Source organism: Pseudomonas mosselii (genome assembly GCF_005796105.1).
GTDB lineage: Bacteria > Pseudomonadota > Gammaproteobacteria > Pseudomonadales > Pseudomonadaceae > Aquipseudomonas > Aquipseudomonas mosselii_C.
Genome location: NZ_VAUO01000003.1, coordinates 302,569 through 327,421 on the forward strand (window position 1 = coordinate 302,569; position 24,853 = coordinate 327,421).

Consider the following 24,853-nt stretch of genomic DNA (forward strand, 5'->3'; position numbering starts at 1 on the left):
ACTCTCCAAACTTCATCAATGCTCAAACTCCTCATACAGCCCCACAACCATACTTTGTACCGATGAGCTACCTCCCAACCCCAAAGTGGCGCCTAAGGAGTCACGCAGGAGATTCTGAGTCCCGTGATTGATCTGTGTCGGGGTATAGCGCTTGGTCAAAGTGCCGGAGGCTTGCTGCAACCTCAACTGCTTCGGAGTAAGCGAGGGATGCTTGATGGAAAGCAGCTCATCTGTCAGTGCCTTACGCTGCTGGCGGCTTAGTGATTTTGTCAGCTCTAGCCAACTATGCCCCGTTGCGGCCTTGTGTACTTGCAGATACTTGAGCGTTGTCAAGCCTGAGGCGCCAACACCCAAGAGCGAGACGCCATCCAGCACCGTAGCTGCGGCCTGATACCACGGGGTTGCATCCAGTACATCATTACCAGCAGGGTTCGACACCTCACGTACCGTACGAAGTCCGCCATTTACGCACTGAAGAGTACTGGCAACGGCAGCGGCTCCCGCGACGTAAGTCAGGACCAGACTCGTACCGGCAGAGAACGGGGCGGCAATAGAACCGCTGAGCACAACAATCCAACCGATAAATGCGCTCGCACAGGACAACGTAGTATTCACCGCCTCCTTTACCACCCTCGACTCACGCGGATTGTTCTGCAACTGCTCGGTGTACTGGGCCGGGGTCTGGTATTTCTTGATCTCGCGCAGGATCACCCGCTTGGGTTGAATGCTGCAAACCGGCTGAAACTCGCGCAACGTGATGACGTTGAATTCGCTGTCGATCCACACCACGCCGGCGCCGACGATGCCAGGGTCGGCATCGACTGCTTTGAACAGTTTCTGCGGGTCGATCAACGCAAGCAGGCGCTGACGCGCCAAGTATTGCGCTGTATTGCCCAGTGGATTGGGCATGAATGCTGTCATGGGTAGGTTTCCTTACTGATTTCAGCTTGCCTTCCAAGGCTTCAGCGTTGCAGTGCCCGGAACCGGTAGCACTGCCAACATCGGCCATTTCCAGCCTTGGATCATCCCGAAGTGTGATTTCTCATGAAAGCGATCAGGCAATGTTGCCGTTCATCGACGCGCTCGCCGCACTTGGGGACGCTTGGCCACTGCGCAGCTACCAGCTTTGCGTTGTTGCCGATACTCGAAAAGCTTCACGCGCATCTCTCGGTATTTCGTGCTGTTGAGCACCAGAAGCGCAAGCAAGCCAGTCAGCAGAGCGCTTGAATAGATGAACATATGCGGCCGGTATGCGTAGGTCGGCAGCGCAATGATGATGCTACCGACACAAAAAACCGCGACCAACCAGGCCCCCCAATTACGCCCTCTCACGACCGCCGCATGCGCAGTGACAAAAATCACCACCAGCGTGAACAAGCTGAAGGGGAACACCGTCTCGCGGATACAAGCCTTGCAGTAGGTATGCCACACCAACCAGAAGGTAGCGGCGAGAGCGTAGATGGACAAAAAATACGCAGCCATGAACCTCGAAAAGTAACGCTGCATGAACGGTCTTAGGTCGGGGTGGATCATCACTCGGTCATTTCCTCACGAAAGACGGATGGCGGCTCATGGCTCACCCTATCGCTTGGATAACCTTTGCTGTCGATACCCGGCCAGACGCTTACGCATTTCACGGTAGCGCTTTGAGTTCAGCACCAACAATCCGAACAAACCCGCGAACAACGTGGAACCGTATGAAAAAGGGTGCGGGTGGTAACGGTAGCTAGGGAGAGCCACACACACACTGGCCACCAGTACCCCGACAACGACCCATACACCCCACGCGCGCCCACGCACAACAGCAATATGCCCAGCCGCGCAGACCAGGCCCGCCACCAGTGCGGTGATCAACATCGGATTCCCGTCTGCGGAGTAGCGATGCAGGTAACTCGCGAACGACAGCGATATCGCGCCCGCGAAGGTAAAACAGCACAAGAAAAAGCCTGCGATGAATGCCGGAAAGTATCGCGACATGAAGCTTTGAAATTCGAGGTCACGATTCATTCGGTGATCTCCTCATACAAACCAACCGCAATGCTCTGCACACGACTGCTGCCAACTATGCCGATGGCTGCTCCCAAGGAGTCCTTTATCAACGTCCGGGCTGCATGGGAAATCTGCGTCGGGGTGTAGCGCTTGACCAACTCTCCCGCACTCTGGCGCAGCGTGAGTTGCTTCGCGGTCAGCGCAGGGTGCTTGATCCTCAGAAGCTCGTCGGTCAAGGACTTGCGCTGCTGCCTGCTCAACGAACGGGTCAACTCTGTCCAACTGCTTCCAGTGGCCGCCTTACGCACTTGCAGATAGCGTACGGTGGTCAGGCCTGACGCACCGACACCCAGCAGTGATAGTGCGTCCAATACTGGCGAAGCCGCTTGATACCAGGCCTGATCGTCCATACGGTCATTGGCTGCCGGGTCGTTCATTTCGTTGTGGGTTCGGACCAGGCCGATACCACATTGCGCACTGCTCGCCAGCGTTGCCGCAGCGCTTGCATAGGTCAACGCTAGGCTGGCCCCGCCACTGAACGGCACGGCTACCGTGCCGCTGAACATAACGACCCAACCAAGAAAAGCTCCCGCGCAGGATAACGTGGTCCCCACCGCCTCCTTCACCACCCTCGACTCGCGCGGGTTGGTCTGCAACTGGCTCATGAACTGCTCGGGGGAGGTATAGCGAGGCGCCTCGCGCAGGATGATGCGCTTGGGCTTGATACTGCAGATCGGCTGGAACTCGCGCAGCACGATGATGTTGTAGTCAGCGTCGATGTAGACCACGCCAGCCCCGACGATACCGGGGTCGGCATCGATGGCCTTGAACAGCTTCTGCTGATCGATCAGGCCCTGTACGCGCTGGCGTGCGAGAAATTGCGAAGCATTGCCCAGCGAACCAGGCAGCATAGTTGTCACGGTTTGGTTTCCTTACTCAAGATGCGCCTGCATGAAGGCCCACCTAGCTATTCGCGCTGCACCAACGCCAGAACACGGGGTTCACAAGCGCTGCGCTAGCCCTGTAGGAGATCACCCAGCCCTTTGGGCTGCGCTGTCGCACAGAGAACTGATTTCGCAAACGCGCCGCGCCCCCTGTGGAAGCGGGTTTACCGGAGTGCCGGAGCACCGCGAAGCAAACGACGCGGTGCATGGCACCGGCTTCGCCGGTGTTCGCGGCTAAAGCCGCTCCCACAGGTCCCTGCTAACTCAAAAAGTTATGTGCAGTCCTATGAAAGCGGCCTTCGCGGCACAAGGCCGCTCAGAGAACGTGTCAGATCAGCGAAGCGTGATCATCAAACGTTCGGGCACGGCACCGGCGCCCAGTCGCCCATGTCCGGGTTGCGGCACATGCCGTTCAACTGGTCGGTACCGGCCTTGGCCACCTGCTGCGCCTCGGCCTGCTTGCTGTTGGCGTTCTGCAGGGTCTTTTCGGTGGCCACGGCTTCCTGCGGCACGTTCTTGTTGACCTTGGCCGGCTGCACTTTCTTGGTGGCTTTCTTCTTGCCGGTGGTGACCACTTTGGGCGGCTCGGCCACGGCGACCACCTCGGTACGCTCGACGCCCACTTGCTTGAGGTCTTGCTCGTAAGCCTGGGTGTAGTTGTTCAGGTTCTCACCCAGACGACCATTGACCGCCGTCAGCAGCTTGTTCGATTCCTGCAACCCCGAGACGATCTCGGCCAGGCGTTTGCGCCCCTCGGTGTCGTTGATACGGCCCGACTTGCGGCCATCGATCAGGCTGGTGAACTCGCGCTGGTAGCATGCCTGGGACGACTTGGCGTAAGCCGTGGTGCGGTCGACATCGGCGGCGTTCTTGCTGATGTCGGCGGCGTACGAGGCGATGCGCTGCTTGTCGTCGCTGATCTGCTTCTGACGCTCGGTGTAGTAGCCGGCAGCACCACCCACCAAGGCACCGCCAGCGGCGCCGATGGCGGCGTTGCGGCCACGCTTCTCGTCATCCACCAGGGCCCCTGCAAGGGCGCCGCCCAGGGCGCCCATGACCGCGCCGGTGGCCACCGAACGGGTCATGTCGCCGTCGGTGCTACGCAGGTGCTGCACCGGCTCGTAGCAGTTGGGGTAGTACTCGACCTTGGTGGTCGCACCCACCTTGGAAACCGGGGAACTGGCGCAGCCGCTCAGCAACACGGTGCTGAAACCGGCGGCCAGCAGCAGGGCGGTACGAGCCTGGGAAGCGGTGATCAGGGGTTTGCGGGTGAACATGGTCAGGTTCTCTCTTGGGTTATTTCATCTCCGAGGGCCTCATGCCACCCGGAAGTCCGTTGTGCTGAAGCTGTCCTTAGGGTCGCGGGGCGGCCGATGCCAGCAGCTCCTTGAGGATCGTCGCCGGGTCGGCCCGCCGGTTCTGGCGGTACTCCCCGACATGGCGAACGAACAGGGTGGCGCGGGTCACCAGGCTGTTGCCCAGGACCGGCTTGCGATTGAGTTCTTGCGTGACCCGCTGGAACTGCGCCTGGATCACCGCATCGGTGTAGCGCGTGCCACTGGCCAGGTTGTCGATGTAGATCGCCACCGCGCCGTCGAGCGCGGCGCGGCCATTGGCGATGGCGGCGCCGTACATGCGCGCGCTGGTCTGGTCGCCGGACGCTTCGGCCTTGGCCTGGGTGTTCTGCAAGTTGGTCAGGCGAATGTTGTAGTTGTTGATGGTCTCGGCCACCAGGGCGGCGGACTGGATCAGGTTGCCGGCCGCTTCCTCGCGCTGGCGGGCGATCAGCGAGACGTTGCGCTTGAGTTCTTCGTTGACCAGCCCAAGCTCGGCCTGCTGGCGCGGATCGGGGGTGGCGGCGATGATGCTGTCCAGGCGTTTGGTCGGGTCCTGCGCGGCGTCGATGTCATCGGTCAGGCCCGCCAGGCGGCCCTCTTTCTGCCACTGCTCGAACAGCTCCGGGTAGCGTGAGCGCGGCGCCGACAACGCGCCGATGGCGATACGGAAACCGGTGGTCTCGTTGCGCTGCTCGGTGCCGTCCGCGGCGAACAGCGGGTACTCGCGGCGCATGCCGGTGAACAGCGTGCCCTCGCCCTCCAGGTAGTTGCCGCCCTTGACCACGAAGCCGCCGTAGGCGCCTTGCAACCGCCCGGCGTTAACCAGCTGGAACGACTCCTGAACCATTTCGGCGGCGTTGCCGATCACATCGAACAGCCCCAGCGGGTTGGGTTGTTTGGTGCCGATGGGCATCAAGCGCGCCGCTTGCCCGGTGCCACCGGCCACCTGGTTGAACACCGCCCAGTCGGCCAACGGGCCATCACTGTCGCCAGCGGCGAGCTTGCGCGGGAACAGCCGGCCTTCCAGCTCCTGGCGGCTGACCTGCGAGCCGCCACGCGCGGCGAACTCCCACTCCACCTCGGTAGGCAGGCGCACGAAGCCCACGCCGCCGTCCTCGGCCTTGCCATCACGCCCACTGACCGGCAGCAGGTCGCGGTGATGCTTCATCAACCAGGCGCTGTACACCGCGCCAAAGCGGTCGGCCTCGAAGCGCGAGAGCTTGACCTTGGGCAAGCGCCCGGCCGGGGTGGTATCGACCTGGCAAGCAGGCTCGGGGCCGCCATTGGCCAGCGCACTCGCCTGAGCCATGACCTGGGCGTACTGGCGTGCGGTCACCTCGTACTTGCCGATGAAGTACATCATCGGCTTGAGCGGGCTGTGCTTGTCCACCTTGGGCAGGCTCGGCGCCACTGCCTCACGCCACTGCGGCGCGAGGTCCTGTAGGCTGAACTGACCGTTGATGAAGTCGCGTCGATAGCCCGAGATGAACGACTGCTTGTAGCCCGCCTCGCCTTCGCTGAACGGGTAGCCGAGGTTCACTTCACGGTCATCCAGGCTGCCTTGGGCCAGTACGTAGACACTGCGCAACACCATTTCACCACCACACGGCAGCGGCAGGCTGACATCGCCTGGCAGCGGCTTGGGGTTATCCAGCTTGCTGGCATCCAGTGCCGGCTCGGCGGCCTGGGCAGTCGCTGGCTTGGCCTTGTCGTCGCCATCGGCCGGCGAACAGGCCGCGAGGGTCAAGGCGGTGAGGATCAGGGCAGCAGCCCCAAAGCGGTGGTCAGACATCACGGATTCCTTGGGCAGCATCGATGCGCGATACCCGCCAGCCGCCCAGGGCGGCGGCGGTGGTGCTGGCCAGTAGCACGGCACCCAGCGCAACGAAGTAATGCAGCGGCAGCAGGCGGCTGGCGAACTCGCCCGGCACCTGCATGAAAAGTCGGTTCAGGCCGTGCTCGGCCAACAGGTACAGCAGCCCGGCGAGCAGGGCGGCGAGCAGGCCGCTGTACAGCGCCTGGAGCATCACGAACAACAGCAACGCGGCGCTGCCAAAACCCAGCAGGCGCAGCACCGCCAGCTCACGCTGCTTGCGCTCGACGCCGGCCACGGCACCGGCAGTAATGGCTGCCACCGCGCCCGCCACGGCCAACGCGGCGATGATCCAGAACACCAGGTCCAGGTTGCGGCTCAGCGATTGCACCTGAGCGATCTGCGCGGCTTGGGTCGAGACCAGCAACTGGCGCTCGGCAAAGAACCGGCGCAGCGGCTCGACATCGTCCAGTTCGCTGGCGTACAGACGAAACGCCGGGTACACCCGCACGCCCTCGCTGGCCGCCACTTCGCCGGGCCAGCCCAGCGCCGGTACTGCGCGGCCGTCGCGGTAGTCTTCCACCGCCTCCAGCAGCGCCAGTTGCGCGAACAGCCCATCGCGTTCGAACGCCGCCAGTGGCAGCACTGCCGCCACCTGCAAGCGGGTCTGGCGCCACTGCATCTGGCTGGCTTGCTGGCGGCTGAAACTTGCCACCAGTTCGTCACCGGCCTTGGCGCCGAGCTTTTCGGCGGCGGTAAAACTGAGCACCACCTGGCGCAGCTCGCTGGGCGGCGCGAGCGTGCCGAGCAAGGGATCGCCTGCGGCGGTCGGCAGCATCTCCACGGTTACCCCGCGCCCCTGGGCAGGCATCAACAGTTCGGCGGTGGCGGCGATCTGCCGGGTACGCGGGATGGCGAAGGCCACACCTTGGCGCTGGGCCAGTTCCTGGATGAAACCGGCGCTGAAACGCCCGCCGCCCAGCGCGATGACCTCGCGAACACCCGGGTCGCGTTGCAGGCGCTCGGTCAGGCTGCCCACCAGCCCGAACTTAAGCCCAAACAGCACCAGCAATGGCGCGATCACCGCCACCAGCGCGAGCACGCCGCACGCCGACAGCCGCGCTTCGTTGCGATAGTCCTGCCAGGCTAGGCCGGCGATCAGCAGCGGGCGCATCAGGCGGCCTGCCCAAGGGTGGCGGTGACGCCGCCGTCGGCATCGCGCCGGCAGGCCATGCGCAGCACCTTCAAACCCGCGCTGCGGGCAAGTTGTTCATCGTGCGTGGCCACCACGCAGGTCACCTGACGCTGCTCGGCTTCGCGCAGCAGCAGCTGCATGACCCGCTCGGCATTCACCGGGTCCAGCGCGGCGGTAGGCTCGTCAGCCAGCAGCAACGCCGGGGCATGCGCCAGGGCGCGCGCGCAGCTGACCCGCTGGCGCTGGCCGAGCGACAGCGCGGCAGGCTTCTTGCCCAGTTGATCGTGAACATCCAGCGCCTGGGCCAGGCGCTCGACGCTGCCATCGTCACCCAGCCCAAGCAATTGCCGAGGCAGGCGAATATTGCTGCGCACATCCAGATAGCCCAGCAGCCCACCGGCTTGCAGCACATAGCCAAGCCGACGGCTGCGCAGTGCCGCCAGGCGGTCGAGGGCGCGCTGGCGCCACAGCCCGGCGATGTCCTGGTCGCCCAGGGCGAAGCCTTCGGCGGCGTCCGGCGCCAGCACCAGCGCCAGCAGGTCGAGCAAGGTGCTCTTGCCACACCCGCTGGGGCCTACCAACGCCACCCGTTCGCCCACCGCCAGCTCCAGCCGGTCGATCATCAGGCTGTAACGCTGGGCGCCCTGCCCGCGCGTCTTGCGCACCGCGTTCAGACGAATCATCACGGCAGCGTCGACAGCGGCACACGGTACAAGGCGTCGCCCGGCTCGGCCTTGCCGAAACGCACCCAGTTGGCCATGTCGTTGTGGAAGGTTTCGTACAGGCGGATCTTCGAGTCGAGTTCGTCGATGAAGTCTTCCTGTTCGGCCACCGACAACGACAGCCACAGGTCCTGGGTCATGCCCAGGGATTTGCTGCGGTACGGCAGGCCTTCGAGGTACTCACCCAGCACGCCGCCCTGGGCGAGGTTGGCGCCCTTTTTCAGGGCGGCTGGGTCGCGGCTCATGTAGGCGCTGGCGCTGGCGATTTCGTTGAAGAAGTCGCCCGGCGAAGTGCGGGTCTTGCGTGCGGCATCGACGATCAGCTTGAGCGATTGCTGCAGGTCGTTGAGCTGCAACTTGGTGAGCATCACGCACACTTGCAGGGTCGGCAGCGCCGGGTTGGTCAGGTCGCGGTCGGCGGTCCAGGCACTGACCAGTTGCGGCGCCTGACTGGCGCCCTGGCGGCCAAGGAAGTCCATGTGCATGGCATAGCCGAGCGCCTGGGACTTGGCCGCCAGGCTCGCGCCCGCAGCCAGCACCGGCACGGGTTGCGGCTGCTGGTTACGGACTTGATGCACCAGTTCGGCGAAGGTCGAGCCGATCTCGCGCACACGCTCGCCAAACGCGCCCACCTCGCCGCCCGGCACGCCCACGTACAGGTCGCCGATCTTCGGGTTGCTGTCGGCGGTGAGCACGCGGTACTGGCTTTCGGCAGCGCCGTGGTTGTTGGCCCCTGCCGGGGTACGCAGGTGCAGGGCGTAGATCTTGATCTGCTTGCTCAACGCTGCCTGACGCACCTCGGCTTCGTTCATCTGGGTGCTGCTGTAGGGGTCGTTCTTGCGCAAGGCGCCGGCATCGCTGACCAGCAGGATGATGCGCCCGCCGTAGCCAGACCAGTCCATGCCCTCCACCGCCTGCATCACCCCGGCGAAAGCATCTTCGTTGAACGAATGGCTGGAGACGCTGGTGGCCTTGACCTGCGCGGCGGCCTTGAGGAAACGCGCAGGGTCACGGCCTTGCTCCAGGCTGACCAGGGTCTTGCTCAGGTATTCCAGGCCCGGCGTGCGCTTGACGCTGTTGCGAAAGCCCACCAGACCGAAGCTCACGCTGTCCAGCTCGCCACGCGCGGCCAGTTGCTGCTGCAACTCGCTGACCACTTGGCGGACCCGGTCAATGTAGGGCTGCATGGACACCGACGTGTCCACCACCAGCACGATGCCGGTGCGAAAGCGATTGTCAGCCGCCATGGCCACGCCCGCCGCCTTCGGCGCAGGGCTGCGTCCGCCGGGATCGATGGAGGCAATGTTGAGCAGTTGCACCGGCTGGCCGTCGGCATCGAAGCTCTCGCGGTAGTCGAAGATCGGCATCAGGTAGAACTGGTTCTGCGGCACAGCGCTGGCGGCCGGTTCCAGGGCCAGCACCTGGGGCACCTGGTCGGGCTGATTCTGCGCCTTGAGCAGGCTGTCACGGGCCTTGGCGGTGTCATCGAGCAGGCGCTGCACATCGTCGGCCTGACGCAGGAACATCACCGGCGAACGCCCGGAGCGCTCGGTGAGCTTGAGCACCAGGCTCTGTTTCCAGTCGCTGGTCTGCGCAGCTTGCAGCCAGCCGTCGCGCTGGCCATCGCTGGCGGCGCCGACCTCGACCCACTGCTGGCCCCCGACATCCTTGCGCTGGTACACGTACAGCACTGAGAACGCTGGCAACACCTGGCCTGAAGCATCGCCAGGGTTGGCCACCAGGCGCGCGTCGGGCTTGCTCAGCACACGCTGGAACAGGGTCTTCTTGCCGGGCAGCAGCAGCGGTCGGCCGTCTTCGCTGACAGCCAGCGGCGGCGTCACCGGCTGCACCGGGGCGCTCGTCTGGACTGGGGCCTGAGCCACGGGTGCCTGCGGCGCAGGGGTATCGCTGCCGGTCAGTAGCCAGAAGAACGTACCACCCAGGCCCAGCGCAGCAGCAATGGCCACTGCAAGCACGGCCTTGGCGGGTTTGCTGGAGCCTGACTTGGCCTGCGGCGCGGGCTTGGGCTGCGGCTTCTCAGCCTTGGCCGGGGGCACGACCACCGGCTCAGGCTGTGCCTGTGGGATTTCGATGGACACGGGCGTCAGGCCGCCCAGGTCGGGCTTGGACGCGGCGACATCGGGCAGTGGGCGAATCACGGTGCTTTCGCTCTCGCTGGCCTGGGCCTCGACAGGCAGGCGGTCGAGCGCTGCCAGCAACGCGGCGGCATCGGGGAAGCGCTCGTTTGGGTCCTTGGCCAGCAGCCCACGCAGGATGTCCTGGTAACGGCCGTGTTCGATAGGCAGCTCAGGCAAGGGCTCAGTGAGGTGCGCCAGCGCCGTGGAAAGTGCGTCGGTGCCGCTGTAAGGCAATTCGCCGACAAGGATTTCGTACAGCACCACGCCCAGTGCATACAGGTCGGCGCGACCGTCGATCTCCTGGCCGCGGGCCTGCTCAGGGCTCATGTAGCTGGGCGTGCCCACGGCAAAACCGGCCTGGGTGAACTGGGTCCGATCATCCAGCGACTTGGCGATGCCGAAGTCCGACAGCACGGCGGTGCCATCGGCGCGGAACAGGATGTTGGCCGGTTTCACATCCCGGTGCACCAGCCCTTGCGCATGGGCATAGCCCAACGCCTGGGCGATCTGGCGCACGTAGGCCAGGCCCTGCTCCGGGCTAAGCCCGGCGGCGATGCGCTCCTTGAGCGTGCCGCTGGGCAGGTACTCCATGGCCATGTAGTACAGCGCATCGACATTGCCGATGTCATGGATGGTGGCGATGTTCGGGTGGGCCAGCCGCGCCAGGGTGCGGCCTTCACGCAGGAAGCGCTCGCAGAAGGTCGGGTCAGCCGCCAGGCTCGCGGCCATGACCTTCAGCGCCACCTTGCGCTCCAGCGAGCGCTGGGTCGCCAGGTAAACGCTGGCCATGGCGCCCTGGCCAATCTCGCTGTCGATGTCGAATCCGGGGATGTGCATGTTCATTGTCTTCCGTTCGCCTTCACGACCACGGCGGTGATGTTGTCGGGCGCGCCGCGAGTCAGGCCCAGGTGCACCAGGCTGCGCACCACCTGGTAGGGGTCGTCATGGCCGAGCACGTCGGCGATCTCGTGGTCTTCGGCGGTCTTGTTCAGACCGTCGCTGCACAGCAGGTAGGTGTCGCCGGGCTGCACCTGCAAGGCCACGCTTTGCAGCTCGAAATGATCCTCGACGCCAATGGCGCGGGTGACGATGTTGCCGCGCGGGTGCACACGGGCTTCGGCCTCGTTGAGCAAGCCGCTGTCTTGCAGTTCCTGGACGTAGCTGTGGTCGTGGGAAAGGCGTTCGATGCGCCCTTCGCGCAGGCGATACAGGCGGCTGTCACCGGCCCACAGGCCAATCGCCTGGCTACCGTGGGCGACCAGCACCACCACCGTGCTGCCCATCATCGCCACGCCGCGCCGGACGGTTTCCTCGCGTACCTTGCGGTTGACCCGCACCAGGTTCTCGCGCACGGCCTGGGCGAAGCTGTCGAGGGTTTCGAACAGCGGCAGATTGCACAGGCTGTCCATCACCAGGCTGCTGACATAGTCGCCCGCCGCGTGCCCGCCCATGCCGTCGGCCACCGCCCATAAGCCTTCCCAGGTGTGATCCAGGCAGGCATCTTCGTTGATCTTGCGCACCATGCCGACATGACTGTGGCTGGCCGCCTGGTAGTGCAGGGCGCTCATACGGTGTGTGCCTCGCAGCCCAATAGGAACCCGGCGAAATCCGCACTGCGCGGCAGCCCCGCACAGCGCATGAGCCCCGGCGCGATGCGTTCCGAGCCACGCCCCCACCACAGGCTCATGCCTGCGCACGCACACTCGGCCAACGCCAGCGCACGTGCTTCAGGGCTGGTCGCCGCCAACCGTTGCAAGCCACCCAACGTCTCACGTGGCCCCTGTAGGAGCGGCCTTGCGCCGCGAAAAGGCTGCAAGGCCGCCTCGAAGCGCTCAAACCCTGCCTCTGGCTCAAGGGTGGCCAACAACACCGCCTCGACCTCCTCGAACCACGTATCCTCGCCAGCCAGCACACTGGCCAACGACTCCTCCGGCGCCAGCACCTGCGCCACGGTCAGCGGAAAATACCGCCCGACCCGGTCGATGCTCGGCATCAGCACGCCAACCACCGCATCCGGTCCGCACAGCCCCGGCGCCAACGCGAAACGCCACAACGGGCTGACCAGGTAGGCGTCGAGCCAGCGTTCGCCGAGCGCCTGCTGGCTGGCCTGAATGCCCGCCGCAAGCCACTGGTCCCAGGGCTGAATGAACGTCTGCGGCAAGCCACGGCTGACGAAGTCGCCGCGGCAGGCCAGTTTTCCGTAGAACCCCAAATCGTTCACAAGCGCTCCGGCAGGCTGAAACCGCTGACCACTCGGCTGCGGAACGGGTTGAACGCGCTGCTGGCACGCAGCTCGTAGGACACGCTGACGCCATCGACGCGCAGACGCAGGTTGAAACGCTCCGGCGAGCCAGCGGCGACCAGATCCGACTGATCCAGCAAGCGGAACCAGGCCCACGGCCCTTCCACGGTCATGCCGGAACGCCCGCTGGCCAGCGCCGGCGACACCGACAGACGCACCACCCCAATGCTGTTGGGATTAGGCCACTGCAAGGCCACTGGCCGGCTCGGGCCATGGTCGTAGCTGACCTGCTGGCCGTCGAGGTCGAGCAGGAACTGGGTGATGCTGGCGTCCATCGCCACCGGCTTGAGTTCGAAGCGCACGCCCGGTTGCAGGCCGCTGCTGTTGCGGAAGAACGCATCGCGAATGCTCGCTGCGCGCTGGAAGGTCGCCAGCACGTTGCTGCTGATGCCCAGTTTTTGCGCAGCGCCCGGCTGCCAGCTCCAAGGCGTGCTGGAGGTATTCACGTAGGGTTGCAGGTATTTGCGGAAGTAGTTGTCCATCACCCCGCCCACCCCGAAGAACTGGCCGAAGTCCTCCAGCGTGGCGTCGCGGCTGCTGCCCGCCACCAACGGGTAGCGCCCGCTGAGCGACTGGCGATAGACATTGACCACTTCGCTGGTCCAGGCGGCGTTGAGCTGGTTGCGCACCCCGCCCATGACGATGCCGTGGGTCGACCCCAGCACCGAACTGACCAGGTTCTGTACCACCTTGGGCTGGCGCGCCGCGCCCAGTGCCACGCGCTGCGCAGCCGCCTGGGCCTGGTTCTTGGCCTCGCCCAACAGTGCGTCGCCACTGGCGCCGACCATCGCGCTGACTTGCACGTACAGCGCATTCATGTCGGTGAGCAGGCCATCGATAGCCGCTGGCTGCCCGTCGCCGGTAGCCACCAGCGCGGCCACGTCAGCGAAGTGCGCGGTCACCGGGTCGACCTCGCGGGCGGCGGGGTTGTCGTTGGGCAACGCCGTATCGCCAAGCAGCCCGCCAAGACGCTGGCGCAGCTGATCCACGCCGGCCTGTTCGGCCTTGGCCTGCACCTTGTCGAGGGGGGTGGGCTGGGACAGGTCTGTCTCGTGGGCGACCGCTTGCAGGAGTTTTTTCAACGGTGACGTCGGCCCGGACAGTACGCGCAGCACGTCGGCGGCCTGGCCGACGCTGGTGATCGGCACAAAGTCCAGGTCGGCCAGCAGGGCATCCCAGGTGCGGATGTAATCCTGGTAGTAGAGCTGCAGCACATCGTCAGCCAGGCGTTTGGCATCGCCCGCTTCGCCCGGCTCGCGGCCCAGTACCCAGCGTTCCTCGGCCAGGGTCGCGCTCTGCGCCAGGCTCGCGGCAAGAAACGCCTTGCGATAACCCTCGACGCTGAACAGGCCAGGCAGTGGCTCGCTCAGGGGCTTGCCACTCTTGAAGCGGAACACCAGCGCGGCATCGCGGCCGGCTGCATCACTGACACGAAAATCGCTGACGCCCGAGGGCAGCTTCTGACGTTTGACCCGGTCGTACACCCGCTGGGCCACTGGCAGCTGCTGCAACTGGCGGCGGGTGTCGTCGATCAGGCGTTGGTCCAGGCGCGCGTTGGGCGGGCGCTTGTCGAACAGCGCCGCCAGATGCTGCTCCAGGGCCTGGCGCATATCCGGGGCGAGGTCGCGCGGCAGGTGGCGCTCCCAGTCGAGGGTGATCCAGGCCTTGATGAACGCAGGGTCGTAGTGCTCACCATCGGCCAGCATCAAGTACGCCTTGAGTCCCTCGTAGAGGTAGTCGGACGGCCCCCCGGCATACAACTGCTCTTCGATACGGGTGACCAGACGTGGCGCGAAGATGGCGATCAGCAGCTTGCGGTAAACGCTGTCGGACTCACTTTCGAGCATATCGCCCTGGTACAGGCCCAGCCCTTCGGCCCACGCTGGCGGGTCATCCGCCAGGCGGCGCACGGCGTTGAGCAGCGGCAGCACATCAACCACGTTGCGCTGGGCCGGGCTCAGCGTCTGCACACTCATGCCCACCGGCTTGAGACGACTGTCGACGTCGGCAATGTACTGCTGATTGGCGCGGTAGCTAAAAGCCCACAGGACGCCGACCACCAGCACCAAGGCCACGCTCAACGCCAGCGCGCCCCGGGTGATCCACTTTCGCCGCTGCTCGATTTTCGGGTTGCTGCCCACCAGGCCGCGCTCGGCGAAGGCCACGGCGCTGAACAACTTCTCGATGAAGTAGCTACGCCCGGTGCCGTTCTGCCGGGCCAGGTGCGCGCGGTCCAGGCCCATGCTCTGGGCCATGCTGCCGATCAACCGGTCGATCGGGCTGCCTTCCTGGGTGCCGCTGGTGAAGTACACCCCTCGCAGCAAGGCGCGCTCCTCGAAGGCGTTGGGCTTGAACACGCCCTCGAGCAAGCCCTTGAGGTGGCCGCGCAAGGCCGCGAACTGCTGGGCGAAGCCGTATACCAAATCGCGCCGGGCCGGGTCGCGCTCCTGTTGCAGGCGCTCCACCAGACGTTGGTTCAGGCGCTGTTCGAGCAGCCCGAACTCCTCGCTGAACTGCGCCAACGGGCCGTCGCCCTGCTGGCCGTCGTCCAGGGCGAAGGTCATGCCCCAGACCTGGGCGCGCTCGTCCTTGCTGAGGTTATCGAAGAACTCCATGAAGCCCGGTACAAGGTCGAGCTTGGTCAGCATCAGGTAGATCGGGAAACGTACACCCAGTTGGGTGTACAGCTCCTGGATCCGCGTACGAATGGCACCAGCATGTGCAGCGCGCTCGGCATCGCTGCACAGCAGCAAGTCGGACAAGCTGATGGCGATGAACGCCCCGTCGATCGGACGACGCGAGCGCTGGCGCTTGAGCAGGTCGAGAAAGCCTAGCCAGGCCGCCTTGTCCACTTGGGCGTGGCTATCCTGGGTGGTGTAGCGCCCGGCGGTATCGAGCAGCACGGCCTGGTCGGTGAACCACCAGTCGCAGTTGCGCGTACCGCCCACGCCGCGAATGGCGCCCTCGCCCAACTGTGCGGCCAGCGGGAAGTGCAAGCCGGAGTTGACCAGCGCGGTGGTCTTGCCCGAGCCGGGTGGGCCGATGATCACGTACCACGGCAGTTCGTAGAGGTTGCGTCGCTCGTCACCGCCCAGGCGGGCTTTCTTCAGCAGCGCCAGGGCTTCGTCCATACGCTGGCGCAGGGTCGCCAGCTCTTCGGCAGTGGCCACGCTGGCAGGGTCCGGCGTGGTGTCGGCGGCCAGGCTCGCCATGACGCTTTGCGCCTGACGACGAGCCTGCACGATGCGCCATACGCGGTAGGCGATCCACACGGCGAACAGCAGCACGATCAGCACCACACGCGGGGTGGCCGGCACCAGCGCATCGAGCAACGGGCCGACGAACCAGATGATCAAGCTCAACGCCAACAGGCCCAACAGCGGGATCACCCAGCGGACCACGAAACTGAAAAACGCCTTCACTCGACGCCCTCCGCCAGAACGGTGATTTCAACCCGACGATTCTTCGCCCGGCCCTGTGCGCTGTCGTTCGACGCCAGCGGCTCGGTGTCGCTCAGCCCCTGGGCGGTGAAGCGATCAGGCTGTCCGGTGCGCGCAGCAAGCAGCGCACGCACTTCTTCGGCGCGGGCCTGCGACAACGCCCAATTGGAGGGGAAGCGCAGCGTGGCAATACGCTGGTTGTCGCTGTGGCCGGTGACTTTGACGTTGCCCTTGACCTTGCCCACGGCCTCGGCGATGCGCAGCATCAATGGCTCGAAGTCGCCTTTGATGCTGGCGCTGCCACTGGCGAACAGTTCGTCGCCACGGATGGTCACTACCGAGCGATCCACTGCATCTTCCACGGCAACCTTGCCGGCCTTGATCTCGTCGGCCAAAAAGCCCGCCAGGCGCGGGCGCTCCACGGCCTTTGGCTGCACCACCGGGCGGTCCATGGCCTGCACCGGAATCTCGCCCAGGGCGTGGATGCCACGAAACACGGGCTCTGCATCGGCGGCCAGTTTCAGGCGCAGGCCGAACAGCACGAGTAACAGCAACGCCAGGGCTACCGCCAGGCCGACCCACGGCGGGACGAACTGCGCCAGGCGATCACGCGCCACACTCACGCCACGCCAATGCGGCGACAGCTCGCGCTCGATCTCGCCACGGGCACTGCGGATGGTCGCGGCGGTGCGCTCGCGCAGGGCTTCAAGCTGGGCACGTCCGCCATTCATCACCCGGTAGCGACCTTCGAAACCCAGGCTGGTGCACAGGTACAACAGCTCCAGCAGGTTCAGGCGCTCGCGCGGGCTTTGCAGGCAATGCTCCATCAACTGGAACACCTTCTCGCCGCCCCAGGCCTCGTTGTGCACGGTGATCAGCAGGCTCTGCTTGCCCCAGTCGCTGGCACTGCCCCAAGGCGTGCTGAGCACCGCTTCATCGAGGGCGGTACACAGCGCGTAGCGCGCCAGCAGGACCTCGTTGCGCGGCACCCCGCCGGCCTCGGCACGCTCTTCGAACTGGCGCAGGTAGGCCAGCAACTGCGCGCGCAAGCTGGCCGGCGCGGGGTGGGCGATGGTGTTGCGCAGGCGCGTGAGCAACGCCAGCAACGGGCCGGCGGCCTGCTCCAGCGGGTTGAGGCCCATGGCCTGGCCCGGGGCCAGGGGTTCGGTGGGCACGTTCAGCGGTGCGGCCGGGGCTGGCTGTGGTTGCGCAGCAGCAGGCTGCGGGCCTCGGCCACCGGGGCGCGGCATGAATTGGGTGCGGTCGTTGGCCAGCGGATCGTCCGATTGCATCGCGGCTTAGTCTCCGGTCCTTGGAAAGTGGGTGGCACAGGCCTGCCTAAGGCTTGTTGACCTGGCAGGGGCCTGTGGGAGCGGCTTTAGCCGCGAACACCGGCAAAGCCGGTGCCATCCACCGCGTTGTCTGCTTCGCGGGTAAACCCGCTCCCACAGGGATGCGGGGCTATGGAATGCCATCGACTTACCCCCGAATGGCCCAGAACGCCAGGTTCAGCCCAGGGAACTCCCCGGCCATGTAGAAGGCAAAACCACCAGACTGCTGCAATTGCTTCCAGTGCTCGCTTCCGCGGTCGAGTTCGAAGTAAGTCGAGCCTGCATGGAACGGGATCTGCCGCGGTGCCACCGGCAGCGGTAGCAGGCCGATGCCCGGCAGTTGCAGGTTGACCAAGTCGCGGATGTGCTCCACCGAGCCGATCTTGCTCTGCTGGCCGAAACGCGCGCGCAAGGTCTCGCTCGGCACGTCGGCACGCACCACCAGAATGAAGCTGGCGCTGTCCAGCAGGCTGCGGTCGGCGAGCATGCCGACGTGGATACCGTAGGCCTTCTCCACCAGCGGAATCGCCACGGCCTTGCTGTCGATCAGCATCGACAGGGCCTCACGCAGGGCGGCCATCACCGGGGTGAAGGTCGCCGCCAGGTCATCGTGCTGGTACGCCGGGTAGCTTTCAGGGCGCCGGCCATCGCGGGTGAACGTGGCGAACTCGCCGGCCAGGGCCACCAGTTCGCTGTACAGGCGCTCCGGGTGCAGCGGGGTCAGCTGGTTGAGGTGCTCCACCAACGGCTGGGCGCGGTTGACCAGTTGCAGCAGCATGAAGTCGGCGATCTCCGAAGCCCCGCCATTGGCCGACGCCACCACGCGCCCGGCCAGCGCTTCGCCGCGCTGGTGCAACAGGCCCAGCAGTTCGCCACGAAAACCCGATAGCTGGGCATTGGCCGTGACATCCAGCAGTGGCGGGATATAACGCTCGTCCAACACCAAGGCGCGGTCGGCGCGCTTCTCGCGAACACGTACAACGCCGAGGGCTGCGTAGTCACTCAGGCCGTCCTCTGCGCGTAGCAGGCGCAAGGCGCGACTGCCCAGGGCCAGCGGCGCGCGGTTCTCGAACGGGGCGTTATCGTCACGCACTTCGCTGATACGGCTGACGTAGCGCGCACCCGCGACGCCTTCGCCCTCGTCTACAGTGTCACGGGCTCCGGCGCGCTTGAGCGGCAGACCCAGGTAGATCACCCCGTCGCGCAGGTCATCGGGGACCTCCAGCGGCGCAGGTGGCAGGTCATCACGGGGGATATCGAACGGCGTGCCATCAGGCAGCAAGCCACGGGCACTGAGGATCGCCAGCTTGCCCTGGGCCAGCAGGCCCTGGTCGATGAGCAACTCGGAAAAGCCCCAGGCTGCCGCGCTGAGCGGCCGACTGCGGGCGTCGATGAAGTTTTCCAGGTAGCGGTCGTGCTGCTGAAAGTGCTGGGTCGTGATGAACATGCCTTCCGACCAGACCACGCGATTGTTCCAGGACATGGGGACTCCGAATGCCTAGTGGGCAGGCTCAGGTTGTGGGGTGGCCACGGCGCTGCGCACGGCGCGCACATCGAGGCTGATCTGATAGTCACGTGGCGGCACCGGCAGCAAGCTGCGCCACTGGGCCTGGTCGACCTCGCGGTAACCGACCACCAGTCCGACCTGGCGCGTGGCCGGATCGAGCGCACGTTCCAGGCGCAGTTGCTCGCCGGGTTGCAGCAGCACCTCGTCCTGGTCGATCAGGTCGGCGCCGAGCGTCGCCTGGGCTCGCTCGGCCAGGGCGAAATAATCGGCACGGGCAAAAGCCGCGCCGTTCTTCAACTCGTAAAGGCGCACGCGAACCGGCGCGGGGTGGCCGGTCGCGCCTGGGTTGAGCCCGGCAGCGGCGCTGAAATACAAGGTAAGGTCCGGCGCCGACGCATCGCCAGGGGCGGGCTCGACCGGCATGTCCTTGCCACAGGCGCTGAGCAGCACCATGGCCAGGGCTGCGATCAGTCGTGTTGCGTTCATCCTCGTCCTCATGACGTCGTGTGTTCTTCCTGTGCCCCGGGCGGATGCCTCAGGGGCGTTGCAAACGGCTGCTGTGGGCTTCGTAGGCGCGGCTGAACTCGCGGCCGAACAGGTCCTGGAAATCGTCCTCGGCCTCACGCGAAATCTGCCCGTAGAGCGCGGTAAACTGCTGCCAGCAATGCGCCTGGCGCGAGCCGCCGAACAGCTTGGTCAAGCCTGCTGCAGGCGCCAGGCGCTGCTCCAGGCGGGCCGGTTCGAAGCGACTCAGCAAGTGCTTGAGCGCGGCCTCCACGCCCGCCATCACGGCCAGTTGGTGGGCCCGCAAATCATCGAAGCTGTCGCGTACGGCGCGGTCCGGCGCCATGAACGCCTGATTGCCATGGCGCAACAGCAGCAGCAACGCTTCGTCGGCGTTGGGCGCGAATTTCAGCGGATTGTTCTGTACCGGGGCGATGCTGGTCTGCTGCATGCGGAACTCGCCCTTCAAGCTGCTGCGGGCGCGCAGTACGTCGATCAAGCCCTCGACCATCAGGCGGTAGCTCTGGCCGATGGCCTGCATCTGCGCAGCGGCATCCACCGCGTCGATGCGCAGGTGTTCGATGCCGGCGCCACGCAGAAACGCCTGCAACAGTGCATCGCTGTTGGCGGCGGGAGCGGGCGGCGCAGCGCCTGGCGGTACCGGCGCAGCAGCCACAGGCGCGGGCACCGGTTCTACCACGGGAGGCGGCACGACCGGCGCTGGCGCAGGCGCAGGCGTTTCGTCGAACAGGTTCCAATCTGCTGGAATCACCCCTGGCGCGGTGGGCACCGCAGGCGGCGGCGCGACCGGGGCTGGAGGGCGAAAATCGTGTTGCTGGGCAGGGACATGGTCGGCCTGGCTGGCCGGCGGCAGGCTGGAAGGCCCGAGGAAATCGAACAGGTCGGGCAAGGTATCGTGGTTCGACGCGCCTTGCAGGAAAGCCGCAGGCGCACCGCTAATCGGTGTACTCGGCGTGATCGGCGCAGCCACCTGATTGGCCATCAGGGCTTCGAAGCTCTGCGCTTCAGGCTGCCCGCCAAGGGCAATGCTACGCCCCGCATCGATACGCGCCTGGATTTCATACTCGCCAATGCGGATAACTTCGCCATCCATCAACGGCTCGCTGTTGCCGCGGCGCAGGCGAATACCAGCGTTGACCAACTCCACACCGTTGGTGCTGTTATCGGTCAGGTAATAACGGCCATCTTTGAACTGGATCACACAATGCTTGGAAGATACCAAGCGTTCAGGATCCGGCAGTACCCAGTCATTATCCGCCGCACGGCCAACAGTGATGGCACCGGTTTCCAGCAACTTCTCCGGGCATTGCCCAGGGGTGATCTTGTGGTAACTGGTGATAGTTAGGCAAAGTGCCATCATGCCTCCGTGCATATATGTAATTCGCGATTCCATTCATTTGAATGGCTCGACGAGCCTGCGCTCCCGCCTGGCAAAAAGCCCAATTAATACTGGGCGATACGCTCAAAATCAGACATTGTGAGGCAGCGACCGATGAGACGATCAAGGCACTTTGACAGTACCCGCCCAATGGACAGCGCACCTGCCAACGGGTTCACATCGGTCACTCGCGGCGCGTAGCTTACCTTGACACTTGTTTACAAATAAACCATAAATGCGCAACTTCTGAATGCCCGAGTGATATCATCATGATGTCACTTTCGCGTTCTTTGACAAGTTTGTGCGTTAGTTCACAAAATTAACTTCGCGCAAACAAAGCCCCACCACGGGCCGATATGGAGATCGAATTCTGGTGAACTCGCCGCAGTTACTCGCCGCTGTTTCCGCAGACTTTCCCTGTGGTGACGACCTCGAATACGACGCCGATTTCCTGCAATTGGAGCGTGATGCCCAGGGCCGCCCCGAGCGTGTAATGGGCGACGCTGTGCTGCCGGCCGAGCCGCCCCAGTGGCGCGATATCGAGCAGTCCTGTAACGCCCTGCTGCAACGCAGCAAGGACCTGCGCATCACCCACTTCCTGGTGCAGTCGAACCTGGCCCTGCATGGCCTGCCGGGCCTGGCGGCGAGCCTCGAACTGATCCGCGACCTGCTGAACGAATACTGGCTCTACCTGCACCCGCAACTGGACGCCGCAGACGACAACGACCCCACCGTGCGTATCAACGCGCTGGCGGGCCTGACCTGCGACACCAACATCGGCCTGCTGCGCGACGCAGTGCTGGTGCGCTCGCGCGCGTTCGGCCCAGTGACCCTGCGCGCCGCCTTGCACGCCGCTGGCGTTCAGCATTTCGCCAGCGAACAGCTGAGCCCCGAAGAGCTGGCCGCCGCCCTGCGCGACGCCGAGCCCGAACAGCTGCAACAGAGCCTGCAAGCGCTGCAACGCGCCCGCGAGGCCCTGGACAGCATCGAGAGCCGGGTCAACGAGCAGGTCGGCTCGGCCAGTGGCGTCGACCTCTCGGCCCTGCGCCAGCCGCTGCGCCAGGTGCATCAAGTGCTGGCCGACTACGCCCCGGACGGCGCAGCAGCGCAGCCAGGCAGCGATGACAGCCAGGCCGAGCACGCCGACGAATACGTCCAAGCCGCGCCCCAGGCAGCCGCACCCCGCCCAGCCGCACGCCCTGGCGAGGTGAGCAGCCGCGAGGACGTAACGCAAAGCCTCGACCGCCTGTTGCAGTACTACGCCCGTCACGAGCCATCCAGCCCGCTGCCGGTGCTGCTGCGCCGGGCAAAGAATCTGGTCAACGCGGATTTCGCGACCATCGTGCGCGACCTGATCCCCGATGGCATGTCGCAATTCGAGAACCTGCGCGGCCCCGAAGGCGACTACTGACGCCTTCAACGCCGCATAAACACCGACGCCCGCAACGAACAGAGCCGCCGCACCGGCGCCCAGGAGGAACAACGTGGCGAAAGACAGCTCCCAGAAATTCATCGCGCGCAACCGCGCGCCGCGGGTACAGATCGAGTACGACGTCGAGCTGTACGGCGCCGAGAAAAAGGTCCAGCTGCCCTTCGTCATGGGCGTGCTTTCGGACCTCACCGGCAAACCCGCCGAGCCACTGCCAGCCGTGGCCGAGCGCAAGTTCCTGGAAATCGACGTCGACAACTTCGACTCGCGCCTGAAGGCCATGCAGCCACGGGTGGCGTTCAACGTGCCCAACGAGCTGACCGGTGAAGGCAACCTGAGCCTGGACATCACCTTCGAGAGCATGGACGACTTCAGCCCGGCCGCCGTGGCACGCAAGGTCGACGCCCTGAACCAGTTGCTGGAAGCTCGCACCCAGCTGGCCAACCTGCTGACCTACATGGACGGCAAGACCGGCGCCGAGGACATCATCCTCAAGGCCATCAAGGACCCTGCCCTGCTGCAAGCCCTGGCCAGCGCACCAAAACCCGCCGACACCGAGCCGAGCGCCTGAGGAGAGCCCCGATGAACGATCCATTGCGCGACACCCAGGCCCCCCAGGCGGCCACCCAGGACCCGAGCGAGTTCGCAAGCCTGCTGTTGCAGGAGTTCAAGCCCAAGACCGAGCGTGCCAAGGAAGCTGTCGAAAGCGCCGTGCGCACCCTCGCTGAGCAGGCGCTGGCGCAAACCAACCTGGTGTCCAACGATGCCATCGGCTCGATCGAACAGATCATCGCGGCCATCGACCAGAAGCTCACCGCACAGGTCAACCAGATCATCCACCACAACGATTTCCAGCAGTTGGAAAGCGCCTGGCGTGGCCTGCACTACCTGGTCAACAACACCGAGAGCGACGAGCAGCTGAAAATCCGCGTGCTCAACATCTCCAAGACCGACCTGCACAAGACCCTGAAGAAATTCAAGGGCACCGCCTGGGACCAGAGCCCGGTGTTCAAGAAGCTCTACGAAGAGGAATACGGCCAGTTCGGCGGCGAGCCTTACGGCTGCCTGGTGGGCGACTACTACTTCGACCAGTCGCCGCCTGATGTCGAGCTGCTCGGCGAAATGTCCAAGGTATGCGCCTCGATGCACGCGCCGTTCATCTCGGCCGCCTCGCCGACGGTAATGGGCATGGGCTCGTGGCAGGAGCTGTCCAACCCGCGTGACCTGACCAAGATCTTCACCACCCCGGAATACGCCGGCTGGCGCTCGCTGCGTGAGTCGGAAGACTCGCGCTACATCGGCCTGACCATGCCGCGCTTCCTGGCCCGTCTGCCCTACGGCGCCAAGACCGACCCGGTCGAAGCCTTCGCCTTCGAAGAAGACACCGACGGCGCCGACAGCAGCAAGTACACCTGGGCCAACGCCGCCTATGCGATGGCGGTGAACATCAACCGTTCGTTCAAGCACTACGGCTGGTGCTCGCGCATCCGTGGCGTGGAATCGGGCGGTGAAGTGCAGGGTCTGCCGGCGCACACCTTCCCCACCGACGACGGTGGCGTGGACATGAAGTGCCCGACCGAGATCGCCATCTCCGACCGCCGCGAGGCCGAGTTGGCCAAGAACGGCTTCATGCCGCTGCTGCACAAGAAAAACACCGACTTCGCCGCCTTCATCGGCGCGCAGTCGCTGCAAAAGCCCGCCGAATACGACGACCCGGACGCCACCGCCAACGCCAACCTGGCCGCGCGCCTGCCGTACCTTTTCGCCACCTGCCGCTTCGCGCATTACCTGAAGTGCATCGTTCGCGACAAGATCGGCTCGTTCAAGGAAAAGGACGAGATGCAGCGCTGGCTGCAGGACTGGATCCTCAACTACGTCGACGGCGACCCGGCGCACTCCACCGAAACCACCAAGGCCCAGCACCCACTGGCAGCCGCCGAAGTGGTGGTCGAGGAGGTCGAAGGTAACCCCGGTTACTACAACTCGCGCTTCTACCTGCGCCCGCACTACCAGCTCGAAGGGCTGACCGTGTCGCTGCGCCTGGTGTCGAAGCTGCCTTCGGCCAAAGGGGCCTGAGCCTGAACGGGGCCGCTGCGCGCCCCATCGCGGGAAAAGCCCGCTCCTACAGGATTTGTAGGAGCGGACTTGCCCGCGATGGGCTGCACAGCAGCCCCAATAGCACCGCCAACCGATTGAACACTCCGAGGACATCATGGCTGTAGATATTTTCATCAAGATCGGCGACATCAAGGGCGAGTCCCAGGACAAAGCCCACAAGGAAGAGATCGACGTGCTGAACTGGAGCTGGGGCATGTCCCAGTCCGGCAACATGCACATGGGCAGCGGCGGCGGCTCGGGCAAGGTCAACATCCAGGACCTGTCGATCACCAAGTACATCGACAAGTCCAGCCCCAACCTGATGGCCCATTGCTCCAGCGGCAAGCACATCGACAAGGTCAAGCTGACCGTGCGCAAGGCCGGTGGCGAGAGCCAGGTCGAGTACCTGATCATCAACCTCGAAGAGGTCATCATCAGCTCGCTGAGCACCGGCGGTTCGGGCAGCGACGATCGCCTGACCGAGAACGTGACCCTGAACTTCGCCAAGGTCACCGTTGACTACCAGCCGCAGAAAGCCGACGGCACCAAAGACGGCGGCGCGATCAAGTACGGCTGGAACATCCGCTCCAACGTCAAGATCTGACGAGGGCTGCCGTGCAGCCCTTCGCGGCGCAAGGCCGCTCCTACAAGGACCGAGCGCTTCTGTAGGAGCGGACTTGCGCCACGAAAGGGGCGCACAGCGCCC

At 64.9% G+C, this 24,853-nt stretch carries 20 protein-coding genes; 4 read left to right on the top strand and 16 right to left on the bottom strand.

The window, feature by feature from the left end; genetic code table 11:
• Positions 1-15: 15 nt before the first annotated feature.
• The 16 genes from FEM01_RS10520 to tagH form a co-directional block, all read right to left on the bottom strand.
• Positions 16-909 (bottom strand): NAD synthetase, encoded by an 894-nt coding sequence (locus tag FEM01_RS10520; protein ID WP_431188582.1) that lies wholly within the window; start codon positions 907-909, stop codon positions 16-18.
• 162 nt (positions 910-1,071) lie between these two features.
• The gene (locus FEM01_RS10525) at positions 1,072-1,533 is read right to left on the bottom strand and encodes a hypothetical protein (RefSeq protein ID WP_138219368.1); all 462 of its coding nucleotides are present in this window, start codon (positions 1,531-1,533) and stop codon (positions 1,072-1,074) included.
• A gap of 48 nt (positions 1,534-1,581) precedes the next feature.
• Positions 1,582-2,007, bottom strand: a complete 426-nt coding sequence (locus FEM01_RS10530) for a hypothetical protein (RefSeq protein WP_138219369.1) — start codon at positions 2,005-2,007, stop codon at positions 1,582-1,584.
• Positions 2,004-2,900 carry an NAD synthetase gene (locus FEM01_RS10535; protein ID WP_171030935.1) on the bottom strand — a complete coding sequence of 299 codons (897 nt, stop codon included), beginning with the start codon at positions 2,898-2,900 and terminating at the stop codon, positions 2,004-2,006. The genes FEM01_RS10530 and FEM01_RS10535 overlap by 4 nt, the downstream gene beginning before the upstream one ends.
• Before the next feature lie 383 nt (positions 2,901-3,283).
• A complete protein-coding gene (gene tagQ, locus FEM01_RS10545) occupies positions 3,284-4,210 on the bottom strand; it encodes a type VI secretion system-associated lipoprotein TagQ (protein ID WP_138219372.1) in 927 nt (308 codons plus the stop codon).
• A 76-nt stretch (positions 4,211-4,286) separates the two neighbouring features.
• The gene (locus tag FEM01_RS10550; protein ID WP_138219373.1) at positions 4,287-6,062 is read right to left on the bottom strand and encodes a formylglycine-generating enzyme family protein; all 1,776 of its coding nucleotides are present in this window, start codon (positions 6,060-6,062) and stop codon (positions 4,287-4,289) included.
• On the bottom strand, positions 6,055-7,257 hold the full coding sequence (locus FEM01_RS10555) for an FtsX-like permease family protein (protein WP_138219374.1): 1,203 nt from the start codon (positions 7,255-7,257) through the stop codon (positions 6,055-6,057). Before FEM01_RS10555 ends, FEM01_RS10550 begins: the two co-directional genes overlap by 8 nt.
• Positions 7,257-7,961: an ATP-binding cassette domain-containing protein gene (locus FEM01_RS10560; RefSeq protein WP_138219375.1), complete on the bottom strand. Its 705-nt coding sequence runs from the start codon at positions 7,959-7,961 to the stop codon at positions 7,257-7,259. Before FEM01_RS10560 ends, FEM01_RS10555 begins: the two co-directional genes overlap by 1 nt.
• Positions 7,961-10,981 carry a serine/threonine-protein kinase gene (locus FEM01_RS10565; RefSeq protein ID WP_138219376.1) on the bottom strand — a complete coding sequence of 1,007 codons (3,021 nt, stop codon included), beginning with the start codon at positions 10,979-10,981 and terminating at the stop codon, positions 7,961-7,963. The genes FEM01_RS10560 and FEM01_RS10565 overlap by 1 nt, the downstream gene beginning before the upstream one ends.
• Complete coding sequence (locus FEM01_RS10570; protein WP_138219377.1) at positions 10,978-11,706, bottom strand: PP2C family protein-serine/threonine phosphatase; 729 nt, start codon at positions 11,704-11,706, stop codon at positions 10,978-10,980. Before FEM01_RS10570 ends, FEM01_RS10565 begins: the two co-directional genes overlap by 4 nt.
• The gene (gene tagF, locus FEM01_RS10575) at positions 11,703-12,359 is read right to left on the bottom strand and encodes a type VI secretion system-associated protein TagF (protein WP_138219378.1); all 657 of its coding nucleotides are present in this window, start codon (positions 12,357-12,359) and stop codon (positions 11,703-11,705) included. Before tagF ends, FEM01_RS10570 begins: the two co-directional genes overlap by 4 nt.
• The gene (tssM, locus tag FEM01_RS10580; RefSeq protein ID WP_138219379.1) at positions 12,356-15,862 is read right to left on the bottom strand and encodes a type VI secretion system membrane subunit TssM; all 3,507 of its coding nucleotides are present in this window, start codon (positions 15,860-15,862) and stop codon (positions 12,356-12,358) included. The genes tagF and tssM overlap by 4 nt, the downstream gene beginning before the upstream one ends.
• Positions 15,859-17,172, bottom strand: coding sequence for a DotU family type VI secretion system protein (locus tag FEM01_RS10585; RefSeq protein ID WP_138219380.1), 1,314 nt, complete (start codon positions 17,170-17,172; stop codon positions 15,859-15,861). The genes tssM and FEM01_RS10585 overlap by 4 nt, the downstream gene beginning before the upstream one ends.
• Before the next feature lie 187 nt (positions 17,173-17,359).
• The gene (gene tssK / locus FEM01_RS10590; protein WP_138219381.1) at positions 17,360-18,694 is read right to left on the bottom strand and encodes a type VI secretion system baseplate subunit TssK; all 1,335 of its coding nucleotides are present in this window, start codon (positions 18,692-18,694) and stop codon (positions 17,360-17,362) included.
• 15 nt (positions 18,695-18,709) lie between these two features.
• Complete coding sequence (tssJ, locus tag FEM01_RS10595) at positions 18,710-19,204, bottom strand: type VI secretion system lipoprotein TssJ (protein ID WP_138219382.1); 495 nt, start codon at positions 19,202-19,204, stop codon at positions 18,710-18,712.
• A gap of 49 nt (positions 19,205-19,253) precedes the next feature.
• Positions 19,254-20,600: a type VI secretion system-associated FHA domain protein TagH gene (gene tagH / locus FEM01_RS10600; protein WP_138219383.1), complete on the bottom strand. Its 1,347-nt coding sequence runs from the start codon at positions 20,598-20,600 to the stop codon at positions 19,254-19,256.
• A gap of 394 nt (positions 20,601-20,994) precedes the next feature.
• Between tagH and tssA the strand changes: the two genes are divergently transcribed.
• From tssA to FEM01_RS10620, 4 genes are all read left to right on the top strand, one after another.
• Positions 20,995-22,032: a type VI secretion system protein TssA gene (tssA, locus tag FEM01_RS10605; RefSeq protein WP_138219384.1), complete on the top strand. Its 1,038-nt coding sequence runs from the start codon at positions 20,995-20,997 to the stop codon at positions 22,030-22,032.
• A 73-nt stretch (positions 22,033-22,105) separates the two neighbouring features.
• Positions 22,106-22,621 (top strand): type VI secretion system contractile sheath small subunit, encoded by a 516-nt coding sequence (gene tssB / locus FEM01_RS10610; protein ID WP_138219385.1) that lies wholly within the window; start codon positions 22,106-22,108, stop codon positions 22,619-22,621.
• Positions 22,622-22,632: 11 nt separating this feature from the next.
• Positions 22,633-24,126 carry a type VI secretion system contractile sheath large subunit gene (gene tssC, locus FEM01_RS10615; protein ID WP_138219386.1) on the top strand — a complete coding sequence of 498 codons (1,494 nt, stop codon included), beginning with the start codon at positions 22,633-22,635 and terminating at the stop codon, positions 24,124-24,126.
• A gap of 136 nt (positions 24,127-24,262) precedes the next feature.
• Positions 24,263-24,751, top strand: a complete 489-nt coding sequence (locus FEM01_RS10620; protein ID WP_138219387.1) for an Hcp family type VI secretion system effector — start codon at positions 24,263-24,265, stop codon at positions 24,749-24,751.
• The last annotated feature ends 102 nt before the right edge of the window (positions 24,752-24,853 follow it).

Excerpts from the sequence above, each read along its gene's own strand:
- FEM01_RS10520 (WP_431188582.1), bottom strand. The coding sequence starts at position 909 with ATGCCCAATCCACTGGGCAATACAGCGCAATACTTGGCGCGTCAGCGC.
- FEM01_RS10525 (WP_138219368.1), bottom strand. The coding sequence starts at position 1,533 with ATGATCCACCCCGACCTAAGACCGTTCATGCAGCGTTACTTTTCGAGG.
- FEM01_RS10530 (WP_138219369.1), bottom strand. The coding sequence starts at position 2,007 with ATGAATCGTGACCTCGAATTTCAAAGCTTCATGTCGCGATACTTTCCG.
- FEM01_RS10535 (WP_171030935.1), bottom strand. The coding sequence starts at position 2,900 with ATGCTGCCTGGTTCGCTGGGCAATGCTTCGCAATTTCTCGCACGCCAG.
- tagQ (WP_138219372.1), bottom strand. The coding sequence starts at position 4,210 with ATGTTCACCCGCAAACCCCTGATCACCGCTTCCCAGGCTCGTACCGCC.
- FEM01_RS10550 (WP_138219373.1), bottom strand. The coding sequence starts at position 6,062 with ATGTCTGACCACCGCTTTGGGGCTGCTGCCCTGATCCTCACCGCCTTG.
- FEM01_RS10555 (WP_138219374.1), bottom strand. The coding sequence starts at position 7,257 with ATGCGCCCGCTGCTGATCGCCGGCCTAGCCTGGCAGGACTATCGCAAC.
- FEM01_RS10560 (WP_138219375.1), bottom strand. The coding sequence starts at position 7,961 with ATGATTCGTCTGAACGCGGTGCGCAAGACGCGCGGGCAGGGCGCCCAG.
- FEM01_RS10565 (WP_138219376.1), bottom strand. The coding sequence starts at position 10,981 with ATGAACATGCACATCCCCGGATTCGACATCGACAGCGAGATTGGCCAG.
- FEM01_RS10570 (WP_138219377.1), bottom strand. The coding sequence starts at position 11,706 with ATGAGCGCCCTGCACTACCAGGCGGCCAGCCACAGTCATGTCGGCATG.
- FEM01_RS10585 (WP_138219380.1), bottom strand. The coding sequence starts at position 17,172 with ATGCAATCGGACGATCCGCTGGCCAACGACCGCACCCAATTCATGCCG.
- tssK (WP_138219381.1), bottom strand. The coding sequence starts at position 18,694 with ATGTCCTGGAACAATCGCGTGGTCTGGTCGGAAGGCATGTTCATCACG.
- tssJ (WP_138219382.1), bottom strand. The coding sequence starts at position 19,204 with ATGAACGCAACACGACTGATCGCAGCCCTGGCCATGGTGCTGCTCAGC.
- tagH (WP_138219383.1), bottom strand. The coding sequence starts at position 20,600 with ATGGCACTTTGCCTAACTATCACCAGTTACCACAAGATCACCCCTGGG.
- tssC (WP_138219386.1), top strand. The coding sequence starts at position 22,633 with ATGAACGATCCATTGCGCGACACCCAGGCCCCCCAGGCGGCCACCCAG.
- FEM01_RS10620 (WP_138219387.1), top strand. The coding sequence starts at position 24,263 with ATGGCTGTAGATATTTTCATCAAGATCGGCGACATCAAGGGCGAGTCC.